Annotated in this window: 11 protein-coding genes and 1 pseudogene; 10 read left to right on the top strand and 2 right to left on the bottom strand. The window is 62.8% G+C overall.

Annotated elements, in window-relative coordinates; all coding sequences use genetic code 11:
- Window positions 1-104: 104 nt before the first annotated feature.
- Window positions 105-878: a GntR family transcriptional regulator gene (locus tag AC6CIG_RS01720; RefSeq protein ID WP_498322098.1), complete on the bottom strand. Its 774-nt coding sequence runs from the start codon at window positions 876-878 to the stop codon at window positions 105-107.
- Window positions 879-1090: 212 nt separating this feature from the next.
- On the opposite strand from AC6CIG_RS01720, the gene AC6CIG_RS01715 reads away from it, so the two are divergent.
- The 10 genes and pseudogenes from AC6CIG_RS01715 (at window position 1091) to AC6CIG_RS01670 (ending at window position 10507) form a co-directional block, all read left to right on the top strand.
- Window positions 1091-2476 carry a 6-phospho-beta-glucosidase gene (locus AC6CIG_RS01715; RefSeq protein ID WP_498322096.1) on the top strand — a complete coding sequence of 462 codons (1386 nt, stop codon included), beginning with the start codon at window positions 1091-1093 and terminating at the stop codon, window positions 2474-2476.
- Window positions 2473-3408, top strand: coding sequence for a carbohydrate kinase family protein (locus AC6CIG_RS01710; RefSeq protein WP_033047840.1), 936 nt, complete (start codon window positions 2473-2475; stop codon window positions 3406-3408). Before AC6CIG_RS01715 ends, AC6CIG_RS01710 begins: the two co-directional genes overlap by 4 nt.
- 35 nt (window positions 3409-3443) lie before the next feature.
- Entirely contained in the window at window positions 3444-4706 is a 1263-nt protein-coding gene (locus AC6CIG_RS01705; protein WP_498322094.1) for an ABC transporter substrate-binding protein, read from the top strand.
- Window positions 4707-4796: 90 nt separating this feature from the next.
- Window positions 4797-5909 carry an ABC transporter ATP-binding protein gene (locus tag AC6CIG_RS01700; protein WP_018099019.1) on the top strand — a complete coding sequence of 371 codons (1113 nt, stop codon included), beginning with the start codon at window positions 4797-4799 and terminating at the stop codon, window positions 5907-5909.
- On the top strand, window positions 5906-6799 hold the full coding sequence (locus AC6CIG_RS01695) for a carbohydrate ABC transporter permease (RefSeq protein WP_018099018.1): 894 nt from the start codon (window positions 5906-5908) through the stop codon (window positions 6797-6799). Before AC6CIG_RS01700 ends, AC6CIG_RS01695 begins: the two co-directional genes overlap by 4 nt.
- A 10-nt stretch (window positions 6800-6809) precedes the next feature.
- Window positions 6810-7685: a carbohydrate ABC transporter permease gene (locus tag AC6CIG_RS01690; protein ID WP_018099017.1), complete on the top strand. Its 876-nt coding sequence runs from the start codon at window positions 6810-6812 to the stop codon at window positions 7683-7685.
- 144 nt (window positions 7686-7829) lie between these two features.
- Window positions 7830-8267 (top strand): hypothetical protein, encoded by a 438-nt coding sequence (locus AC6CIG_RS01685; RefSeq protein ID WP_018099016.1) that lies wholly within the window; start codon window positions 7830-7832, stop codon window positions 8265-8267.
- Window positions 8268-8573: 306 nt separating this feature from the next.
- Window positions 8574-9852, top strand: a pseudogene (locus tag AC6CIG_RS01680) (DUF763 domain-containing protein).
- Between the two features lie 130 nt (window positions 9853-9982).
- Window positions 9983-10252 (top strand): hypothetical protein, encoded by a 270-nt coding sequence (locus AC6CIG_RS01675; RefSeq protein WP_086017526.1) that lies wholly within the window; start codon window positions 9983-9985, stop codon window positions 10250-10252.
- 78 nt (window positions 10253-10330) lie between these two features.
- Window positions 10331-10507: a hypothetical protein gene (locus AC6CIG_RS01670; protein WP_498322092.1), complete on the top strand. Its 177-nt coding sequence runs from the start codon at window positions 10331-10333 to the stop codon at window positions 10505-10507.
- A gap of 9 nt (window positions 10508-10516) precedes the next feature.
- Here the strand turns inward: AC6CIG_RS01670 and AC6CIG_RS01665 are convergent, their stop codons facing one another.
- A complete protein-coding gene (locus AC6CIG_RS01665; protein WP_018099012.1) occupies window positions 10517-10849 on the bottom strand; it encodes a hypothetical protein in 333 nt (110 codons plus the stop codon).
- Between the last annotated feature and the right edge of the window lie 134 nt (window positions 10850-10983).

Below are 10983 nucleotides of genomic sequence, written 5' to 3'. Positions count from 1 at the left end.
GATCGGCGCCGGGCGGTATTGGACATTTCCTGGAATTGCTCAACCGCTTTGAAACTACGCACTTCCGGATGGGAACCGCTACACACTTCCCGGAAGTGCTCTGGCTAGAAGCGCCGGTGCGACTGCCTCAGCGAAAGCGGATAGCGCGTCGGATGATAGGCTGCCGCGCTGATATTGACGGTACGGTTGTGATTGTCATAGGCGATCTGATCGAGCGTCAGGACGGCCGCCGGCCGCTCGAGTTGGAGCAGGGACGCCTCCAGGTCGGATGCAAGCCTCGCGCTCAAGGTCGATTGTCCGCGCGTCGGGACGATGCCGTAGCGGTTCTCGAATTCGCCGTAAAGCGACCTGTTCTCGACCGTCCAGTCGATGTCGAGAATGCCGGGCGCGAGCGAGGCGGAGAACCAGTCCCGCTGCACGACCACCGGTAAGTCGTCGAGAAGGCGCAGCCTCTCGAGAAAGACCACTTCGGCGCCGGTCGGCAGTGAAAGCGGTCTTGCGACCTCCGGATCGGCCCGGACGATCTCCGCCTTGAGGAGCCGCATGCCGGGCTTGCGATTGTTTGCATGGGCCGTCTGGGTGAAGCTGCGAACGACTTCCAGTTCGTAAAACGGCGCGGGCGCTGTCACGTAGATGCCCTTTCCAGGCCGCGTCTGCAGGTAGCCGAGATTTTCGAGTTCCTTGATCGCCTGGCGCACGGTGATGCGGCTGACGCCGTAGGCGGCCACCAGTTCCCGCTCGGAAGGGAGCTTATCGTTCACCGACAGCTCGCGCCGCTCGATCATGCCTTTCAGAAGGTTTCGTAGCTGCGCGTAAAGCGCATCCGGATGGTTGCGATCGATGGGGCTTTCGTCCGGTAGGTTCGCTTGTCGTGCCATGCTCTCTTGTTTCAGCCGCCGGTTTCCGGATGTTCTTTTGCATTGCACCTGTCCGGACCGAAGACAAGTACCAAGCGGCTTTTCGGATCGCCGGCAGGCGCCGCTGACTACTCCGGCGATCGGCAGTGGAACCGGGAAAACGGCTTCTGCCCGAATTGACATAACTGGTTATATCCAGTAGCGATACCACGATCGGAACGGCGGAGTAAAGAATGAAACTGACCTTGATCGGCGGCGGCGGAGTCCGAGCACCCCTTTTTGTCGGTTCGGCGCTGAGGCGCGCGGAGAGAAGCGGCCTGACCGAGATCTGCCTGCAGGACATCAACGAGCGCAAACTCGAGCTTTTCGGGCGTATAAGCCAGGAACTGGCGCGGCGTATGCAATCCCCGGTCCGGATCACCATGGCGGCCGACGCAGAACGCGCGCTCGACGGCGCGGCCTATGTGGTGACGACGGTTCGCCCCGGCAACGAGGATGGGCGTATCAAGGACGAGCGCATCGCCCTGGCCCACGGGGTGCTTGGTCAGGAAACCACCGGTCCCGGCGGGTTCGCCATGGCCCTCCGCAGCATTCCGGTCATTCTGAAATATGCCGAGATCCTGAAGAAGGTCAGTCCCGATGCGTGGCTGTTCAACTTCACCAATCCGGCGGGGCTCGTGACTCAGGCGCTGCAGAACGAGGGCTATCATCGTACCGTCGGCATCTGTGACGGGGCGAACGGTGCGCAGGAGGCGCTGGCGCACTGGTACAAGGTGCAGCAGAACGACGTGCGCTGCGAGGTCTATGGGCTCAACCATCTGTCCTTTACCAGGCGCGCGACGATTGACGGCAAGGAAGTCCTTCAGCCGCTGCTCGATGACGACGGCTTTCTTCGCTCCACCTCGCAGCGCATGTTCGATGCGAGCCTCATCAGAAGCCAGCGCAACTGGATCAACGAATATCTCTACTACTACTATTATGCGGAGAAGGCGGTCGAGGCGCTCAAGGCCGATGCACGCACGCGCGGCGAGGAGGTCAAGGACCTGAACGCAGCGCTGATCACGCGGCTTAGCGCGATGGATCTGAATACCGGCGCCGATGCGGCGCTCACCGCCTATTACGCTTACGAGCGGCGCCGCAACGCCACCTATATGCATTATGCGCTGACGGACGCCCCCAGCATGGAAGAGGCCGACCGGCTGGTCGAAGGCCTTGCCGCCGCGGAGACGGGAGAGGAGGGCGAGGGCTATGCCGGCGTCGCGCTCAATCTGGTCGATGCGCTTGAGACCGGCAAACCCTGCTATACCGGCCTCAACGTGCGCAACGAAGGCGCAATCGAAGGCTTGCGGGACGACGATGTCGTGGAGGTGAGCTGCGTGGTCGATGGCGAAGGTATCCGGCCGCTGAAGATCGGTGCGATGCCGGAAGCGCAGTCGCAGCTCGTCCACAATGTGAAGCGCTACGAACGGCTGGCCGTGCGGGCGATCAGGGAACGCAGCCGCGATCTTGCGGTCCAGGCGCTCATGGCTCACCCCCTTGTGCTTTCCTATTCGCGCGCCGTGCCTCTGGTCGATGAGTATCTGGCGGCACACGCCGAGTTCGCAGGGGGATGGTCGTGATCGGCGCCGGCCCCGGCCCCGGTTCACGCAATGACGTGATGGTGGTCGGAGAATACTACTTCGACCTGATCTTCCGTGGCCTCCCGGAGGTGCCGAAGATCAGCGCCGATCTCTGGGCGGAGGAATTCGAGTGGGTGCCGGGTGCCGCCTATTCGACGGCGCTGGCATTCGCGCGGCTCGGAACGAGTGCCGGTTGGTGGTGCCAGTTCGGCAACGATATCTTCAGCCGCATGATCCTCGAGGAAGCGCGCCGCGAGAATATCGACGATCGCCTCTTCATCCATATCGACAGGCCGCTGCGCCGCGTGAGTGCAGCCTTTTCTTTCGCGCATGACCGCGGCTTCATCAGCTATGCCGAAGAGCCGGACCCCTTGCCGACGCCGGAGGATCTGGCGCGGATCAGGCCGCGCATACTGCTTCTGCAGGGGTTTTCGCTCGACAATGAAAGACGGCGCCTGATCGAGGCCGCGCGCGAACTCGGGATCACCGTCTGTTCGGACTGCCAGCATGTCGACTACCGGCTCTCGACGCCCGGAATGGAGGACATGCTGGGACTGATCGACGTCTTTCTGCCGAACGCATCGGAAGCGAAGGCGCTGACGGGCGAGGAGGACGTGGAGCATGCGCTGTCGTCGATCGCCCGCTTCTGCCCGACCGTCGTGATCAAGTGCGGAGCGGACGGAGCGATCGCTTCCTCCAAGGGCCGGACGACCCGCGTGCCGGCGCTTGCCGTCGAGGTCTTCGATACGACGGGCGCAGGCGACAGTTTCAACGCCGGCTTCGTTCACGGGCTCCTTACCGAGCCTGACATCGGCGGCGCGATCGAGCTCGGCGTGATCTGCGGCTCGCTGGCCGTGACGGGATATGGCGGCCGCAACCTGCCTTTCAAAGAGGATCTGATGAAATATCGGCGGCGGGAGGCCGCGATATAGCTTGCATTCACAAGCGAACAAACGAGGGAACGAACATGAAGCATATGTTGAAAACACTCGCAGGCATGACCGTTTTTGCCGTCGCATCGGCCTTTCCGGCAAAGGCGGACACCGTGTCGATGTTCTGTTCGGCGACCGATTACGAACTTTGCGAGAAGGCCGTCCAGAAATGGACGAAAGACACCGGGCACGAGGTGAAGCTCAACCGGATGCCGCAGAACCTCGACGACGCCATTCCGATCTATCAGCAATTGTTTGCGGCCCAGTCGTCCGACATGGACGTCCTCTATATCGACGTCATCTGGCTCGGCATGTTCAAGGATCATCTCCTCGATCTGACCTCTCTCGTACCCGAGAACGAGGTGACGGCGCATTTCGCCCCTGCCGCGGATGCGGCGCGCCTCGACGGCAAGCTCCTGTCGATGCCCTTCTATATCGATACGGGCCTCATGTTCTACCGCAAGGACCTTCTGGAGAAATACGGCAAGCAGCCCCCGAAGACCTGGGATGAGCTGACGGCGACAGCCAAGGAGATCCAGGACGCGGAGCGCAAGGCCGGCAGCCCGGACATCTGGGGCTATTCCTGGCAGGGCAGGAGCTATGAGGGCCTGACATGCGATGCTCTGGAGTGGATCGCTTCCGCCGGCGGCGGCACCATTCTTTCCGACGACGGCGAGGTGACGATCAACAATCCGCAGACGGAGGCGGCGCTCACCCGTGCCCGAGGCTGGATCGGTACGATCTCGCCCGAGGGGGTCTTGAACTATGACGAGGAAAACTCACGTGCCCTCTTCGAGAGCGGCAATGCCGTCTTCCACCGCAACTGGCCCTATGTTTGGGGAACGTCGCAGGCCGAGGGTGGCAAGCTCGTCGGCAAGGTCGGAGTGAGCGCGCTTCCCGTCGGTGCGGAAGGGCAGAAGTCGAGCGGCGCGCTCGGCACGGCCTATCTCGGCGTCTCCAAATATTCCAAGAAGCCGGAGCTTGCCGCGGAGCTGCTGCGCTATATGGTCGGCGCGGAAGACCAGAAGATGCGTGCGATCGAAGGCGGCTACAATCCGACCGTCGAGGCGCTCTACGAGGACGCCGATGTGCTGGCTAAGATCCCCTTCCTGGGCATGGCGAAGACTGCCTTCGAGGAATCGGTCGCACGTCCGTCGGCTGCGACAGGCAAGAACTATAACCGCGTTTCCCGCACCTTCTACCGGGCCGTACACGACATCATCTCCGGCAAGGACGATGTCGCCAAGGAACTCGCCGACCTCGAGCGCCGCCTCGAGCGCGACGTGAAGGCGAAATGACGAGAGCTCGCCCTCGGCCCGGCCGGGGGCGCCTCATCGAAACCGGCTGCGTTCCACGCGCTGCCGCGAAAGGCCTGGAAGGGAAATGGAATGGCTTCGGTCTCCCTGAAGAACGTCAGCAAGACCTTCGGCACCTATGACGTGATCCGCTCCATCGATCTCGAGATCGAGGACGGGGAGTTCGTCGTCTTCGTCGGCCCATCCGGTTGCGGGAAGTCGACGCTTCTGCGACTGATCGCCGGCCTCGTGCCGGTTTCCGGCGGCGACGTGTTTATCGGCGGCGACCAAGTGACGGACGTGCCGGCGTCCAAACGTGGACTGGCCTTCGTCTTCCAATCATACGCGCTCTACCCGCATATGAATGTGGCGCGAAACATCGGCTTTGCGTTGGAAACGGCGCGGCTCGGCAAGGATGAAATCCGTCGCCGTGTCGCCAGGGTCGCGGACATGCTGAAGATCGGTCACCTGCTCGAGCGTCGGCCGCGCCAGCTTTCCGGCGGTCAGCGGCAACGCGTGGCGATCGGCCGGGCGCTGGTCGGCCAACCGGAAGTCTTCCTCTTCGACGAGCCGCTTTCCAATCTCGACGCGGACCTGCGCATGGAAATGCGCTTCGAGATCGCCAAGCTGCACGCCGACGTCAAGACGACGATGATCTATGTCACCCACGACCAGACGGAAGCGATGACGCTCGCCGACCGGATCGTCATTCTCAACCACGGGCAGATCGAGCAGGTGGGGCGGCCGCGCGAGCTTTACGACCGGCCGGAAAATCGCTTCGTTGCCGGCTTCCTCGGCAGCCCGAGAATGAATTTCGCCCCGCTCGAAGCGGCCGGCCCCGCCGCTACGGTTCTGAGGGGGGCTGGCGGCTTCGCCTACGCCGTAGAATATGCCGCGGCTGAAGGACGGCCTGCGGAAATCGGCTTGCGGCCGGAGGCTTTGAAGCTTGTCGGTGCCGACACGAAAGGCGCGATCCGCGGAACCTTCGAGCGGATCGAGGACCTCGGCTATGAATATGTCTGCTATGTGCGGCTCACCGAGACGCTGGTCTGGACGGTCCGTTCGACGGGAAGTCCACCGCAAGTCGCCCCCGGCGACCCCGTCGGCCTGAGCTGGCAACCGGAAAGTCTCTACCTCTTCGGAGAGGATGGCCGGCGCATCGATCACCGCGCGAGCGTTCCATTGGCCCTTGGAGCCTCGTCGTGAACGCTGCCCGCCGGATGGAGCGGCAGCAACGCCGCACCGCATGGATATTCCTGCTCCCGTTGCTGCTGACGCTGGCGGCCGTGGCGATATGGCCGCTCGCCCGCAGCATTTTCTTCTCCTTCACCGACGCTTATCTCGATGCCCCTTCGGATTACGGATTCGTGGGTTTCGAGAATTTCGTGGAAGTCGCCGAAGACCCGGTGTTCTGGGGCGCAGTCAGGAACACGCTCGTCTTCACGCTCGTATCCGTCGGGTTGGAGACGCTTCTCGGACTTGCGATCGCCTTGCTCCTTCACCGCGCTTTTCCCGGCCGCGGCATCGTGCGGGCGGCGATCCTCATTCCCTGGGCGATGCCGATGGTCGTCTCGGCCCGGATCTGGGAATGGATGCTCAACGATCAGTTCGGCCTCATCAACAAGCTCCTGGTCGCGTTGGGACTCGTCGAAAAGGGCGTCGCCTGGACAGCCGATCCTTCGCTGATCCTCGGGACGGTGATCTTCATCGACGTCTGGGTGACGACGCCCTTCATGGTGCTCCTCATTCTTGCCGGCCTGCAACTGATCCCCGAGGAAATCTACGAGGCAGCGGACGTTTCCGGCGTGCCGCACTGGAAACGCTTCTGGTCCATAACCTTGCCGCTCGCGACCCCGGCGATCGGTGTCGCGATACTCTTCCGCGCGCTCGACGCGCTCCGCATGTTCGATCTGAGCTACGTGCTTGCGGCCAACAACGAAAACACGATGACGATGTCGATCTATGCGCGCGACCAGCTCATCAGCTTTCAGGACCTCGGCCTTGGAGCCGCTGCTTCCACCTGGGTGTTCATGATCATCGGGCTGATCGCCATCGTCATCGTCGGGCTTTTGCGCCTCGATCGGGCGACGGGCTGAGGGGGTATCGATGACGGTGAGCACAGCCACGACGAGACGCTATTCGAACGCGACTTACCGGACCTTGCGCCGCATCAAGACGGCCGGACTCTATGCCGGCGTGGCGGCCGTCCTCGTCTACATGCTGTTTCCCTATTACTGGGCGATCGTCTCCTCGACCAAGACGGGGCAGGCGCTTTACCAGTTCACTCTGCTGCCGGCGCTCGATTTCAGCAACTACAGGCAATTGTTCGACAATCCGGTATTCATGGGCGCGCTCGTCAATTCCGGCGTGGTCGCGCTTGTCAGCACGGCGATCTCCCTCGTCATCGGCATTCTTGCAGCTTACGCGCTCGGCCGCCTGCATTTTCCTCCGGGCCGCATCGTTCTGATCGCCGTTCTCATGATCTCGGTCTTCCCGCAAGTGGTGGTGCTTTCCGGAATGTTCGAGGTGATCGGATGGCTCGGGCTCTACAACCGGCCGTCGGCCCTGATCGTTTCCTATCTCATTCTCACCTTGCCCTTTACGACATGGATCCTGACGAGCTTCATTCGGGACCTGCCGAACGAATTGGAGGAGGCGGCGCTCATCGACGGCTGTTCGCGCCTGCGCATCCTCACCCATGTGCTGCTGCCTCTGATGGGGCCTGCGATTGCCAGCACCGGTCTGCTTTCGTTCATCCTCGCATGGAACGAATTCCTTTTCGCGCTCACCTTCATTCTGACCGACGAGAACCGGACGGTTCCGGTCGCGATCGGCCTTCTGACGGGCAGCAGCCGCTATGAATATCCGTTCGGCCAGATCATGGCCGCGTCCGTCACGGTGACGCTGCCGCTGCTCGTTCTCGTCCTGATCTTCCAGCGCAAGATCGTGGCGGGGCTGACGTCCGGCGCCGTCAAGGGGTGACGAGCGCCGCCGCGTGCGGCGCCATGCGCCAAATTTGGCATGATCTATTTTCGTGATTGGACTTCCCGACCGGTTGGAGTCACGCTGATAAGGCCTACGAGGTGGAAATTGGGGGACCAACTATCGTAAGAGTAGGAGGTCGCAATGAAGCACCAAGCAATCGAGCAGTTACAGGGCGTCGCCGAGGTCAAGCAGGACCTGCCGCGACGGACGTTATCGCGCAAGGAGCGCCTTGAGCGTTGGGCGGAACTCCTGGAACGTGATCCTCACAGACGCCTTTCGACGCTGCACGAAACAGAGTATCAGCCGGCGAGAGTCCGCGCGGCCATGCGCGGCGACGGTTCGCCGATCTCCGTCGCCTTCGAGGATCCGGTCTTCCGGACCGCCGGGATGGAGAACGACAGCTACGGCGAAGCGAGGCGGTTTTTCGAGCTGAGCGACGAGCAATTACATAAGGTCATCTGCTATTGCCATTTCGGCGCGACGGTCAGCGCATCGACGGCCGCCCGCCACATCCGCGCAATGCTTGTCGAGAAACAGCCAGGCCTGTTTGCTCGGTTGCGCCAGATGTTTGTCGGCTAGGGCAGGCGACGGCATATCGAGGGTCGTGATCGAAGGCGGCCGCCGGAGGAGGCGGGCCGCAGTGCGAAGGCTTAACCGCTCGCACTGCGGTGCTCCCATCGCCTCCGGCTGGCGGATTGCCTTCGATCCGCGGCGTCGTCCTCCGAGGGCTTGGGTTCGCACTCGTTCTCAAGGTTGTCTTCGTGCGCGGCGCGTCCTCGTGCCTGCGTTTTTCGCTTCGTGCTCCAATTTCCACTATGTTAAGTGGGTCGGCGCGGCGCGTGATGGCGACGCGCCCTGTCGGTCGGGACGTAGAACGGAAACACTATGGCTCAAAGAGCAGGCAATGCGGATCTCCCGCTGCATGGCGGCCGCGTGCCGCGATGGCTCGGCGACCGTATGACGCGCCTCGGCGCGCTGGTCACCGAAGCGGTGGTTCATCACTATGGACGCGACGAGTTTCTAAGGCGGCTTGCGCATCCGTTCTGGTTCCAGTCCTTCGGTGCCGTCATGGGCATGGACTGGCATTCCTCTGGTATCACCACGAGCGTCATCGGTGCGTTGAAACGCGGTCTTACCCCGCTTGCCGGCGAGTTGGGCATCCATGTCTGCGGCGGCCGCGGCCAGCACTCCCGCAAGACGCCGGGCGAACTCATATCGATCGGCGATCGTGTCGGTTTCGATGGCGGCGCATTGGCAGAAGCGAGCCGCCTCGTCGCCAAGGTCGACAGTGCGGCCGTTCAGGACGGCTTCGATCTCTACCTGCACGGTTTCGTCGTCACGGACGATGCCAGGTGGGTGGTCGTCCAGCAGGGCATGAACGGCGACCGCCGGCAGGCGAGGCGCTATCACTGGCTCTCGGAGGGCCTGACAAGCTTCGTCGACGCGCCGCATAGCGCGATCGAAGGCAGAGAACAGGGCGAGATCGTCAATCTGGTCGACCGCCGCGCCGCCGCATCGAGGACTGCGCAGCTCGATCTCCTCCAGTCATTCGGGCCCGACGGGCTCTTGCGCGAGGTCGCCCGGATCGAGTCTCGGGGGGGTTCCTGTGGCCTCGCCGGCACAGCCGATGCTGCCGCATCTCTTCATGCCTGCCCATCACGATGTACGCGAAAGCGATGTCAATCTCCGGCGCCTTCACGGCAACTTCGCCGCCGCCGCCGACCGTGGTCCGGCGGATTTCAAGGACCTGCTGCTGGTGCCGGGCGTGGGCGCGCGGACGGTCAAGGCGCTGGCGATGGTCGCGGAGGTGGTCCACGGGACGCCTTGCAGGTTCTCGGACCCTGCCCGCTTTTCGCTCGCCCATGGCGGCAAGGACCGCCATCCGTTCCCCGTGCCGTTGAAAGTCTACGACGAGACGATCAGGATCATGAAGTCCGCGGTCAGCAAGGGCCGCCTCGGGCGCGAAGAAGAGCTTGCGGCTCTGAAGCGGCTCGACGAGCAATCGCGCCGGCTGGAGCGCTACGTCACCGGCCCCGACCTCAAGGAGATCGTCGCGGGCGAATTCAGGGACTCCGCGCGTTTCGGCGGGCGCAGCATATTCGGCTGGGAACCGCACGACGACGAGGCAACCGCCGCGGAGCCAAGCGACCGCGCACGGCGCTGAGGCGGAACAATAAGCGCAGCGATCGATTTACACAGCTGGGGCGCGTTGAGCGCACACCGCTTTCGCTGCCGCTGAGGATGGCGCTTCGGACACGGAGGCGCCGCCGGCATGCCAGTTGATGGAGTTTCCGATGACCGCTGCGATGACTACGATCGACCACGACACGATCCGCAATTGGATAGAAGCCCGCAAGGGGCAGCCGGCGCGCGTTAAGGGCGCGACCGAAGGCGGTGGTGGTCTGCTTCGCGTTGATTTCGGCAAACCGGAAGACACGCTGGAGAAAATTTCCTGGGACGAATTCTTCAAGATCTTCGACGACGAGAACCTGGCCTTCCTCCATCAGGACATGACTGACGACGGGCAACCCAGCCGCTTCTGTAAATTCATTAACCGGGACTGACCCGAAGACGGATCTCGGAGGAGGAAGCGGAAGGAGCACTTGGGGCCGGAATGCCTTTACGGCGGAAAGGATCTCGCGATGCTTGCGATCAAAAAACCGGAACCCGCGACGGAACGCGAAGGGCGCCCTGTGCCTCCTTTTACCGGCATCGAGCCGGCGCCTGCAAAAATCCGGGAGCCTTCGGCCGACGATTGCGAGCGCCTTGATGACCCGGATTCGCTCTTCTGGCGCGGCGTATGGATGACCGTGTTTTAGGTCCGGCAACTAGGCGTTACCGCCAAGTGTCTGCTCGATCTCTTCGAGACGCGCGGTCAGTCGCTTGATCTCGTCGCGCTTTTCGGCAACCACGTCCTTTGCTGTTTCGAGCCTGTCGCCTCCGGGCACCGTGCCTACGGCCGTGTGGGTCTCGGTTGCGATGGCGTCGATTTCGGCTTGTAGCCGGGCGATTCGCTCGCGTAGTTCGTCGAGTTGGTTCTCGACCCGCGGCGCGCTCTTCCGATCTCGCCCCCATGCGTCGATCGGCTCGTCGACGCTCGGTGGGTCGAGCGGGCGCGCATCAGCCCCCGGGCGCGGTTCTCCATGTTTGTTCGTGCTCATGACTGAACTCCCGTAAGCGTCATCAACTCGAAAGCGACGTCTATGTTCCGTCGGCGGCGCAGACCGTCGCAGCAATCGGCGGGCAGCATGGAACTTCCCGCGACGGCTGCCGTTTTCCTTATCGCCACCTGGGA

This window comes from Sinorhizobium sp. GQ132, from assembly GCF_059758575.1.
Note: the sequence above shows the minus strand (reverse complement) of the source record. Positions and strands in the feature narration are given on the sequence as shown.

Coding starts and splice junctions, on each gene's coding strand:
- AC6CIG_RS01685 (WP_018099016.1), top strand. CDS start 7,830: ATGAAGCACCAAGCAATCGAGCAGTTACAGGGCGTCGCCGAGGTCAAG.
- AC6CIG_RS01665 (WP_018099012.1), bottom strand. CDS start 10,849: ATGAGCACGAACAAACATGGAGAACCGCGCCCGGGGGCTGATGCGCGC.
- AC6CIG_RS01690 (WP_018099017.1), top strand. CDS start 6,810: ATGACGGTGAGCACAGCCACGACGAGACGCTATTCGAACGCGACTTAC.
- AC6CIG_RS01700 (WP_018099019.1), top strand. CDS start 4,797: ATGGCTTCGGTCTCCCTGAAGAACGTCAGCAAGACCTTCGGCACCTAT.
- AC6CIG_RS01715 (WP_498322096.1), top strand. CDS start 1,091: ATGAAACTGACCTTGATCGGCGGCGGCGGAGTCCGAGCACCCCTTTTT.
- AC6CIG_RS01705 (WP_498322094.1), top strand. CDS start 3,444: ATGAAGCATATGTTGAAAACACTCGCAGGCATGACCGTTTTTGCCGTC.
- AC6CIG_RS01720 (WP_498322098.1), bottom strand. CDS start 878: ATGGCACGACAAGCGAACCTACCGGACGAAAGCCCCATCGATCGCAAC.
- AC6CIG_RS01670 (WP_498322092.1), top strand. CDS start 10,331: ATGCTTGCGATCAAAAAACCGGAACCCGCGACGGAACGCGAAGGGCGC.
- AC6CIG_RS01675 (WP_086017526.1), top strand. CDS start 9,983: ATGACCGCTGCGATGACTACGATCGACCACGACACGATCCGCAATTGG.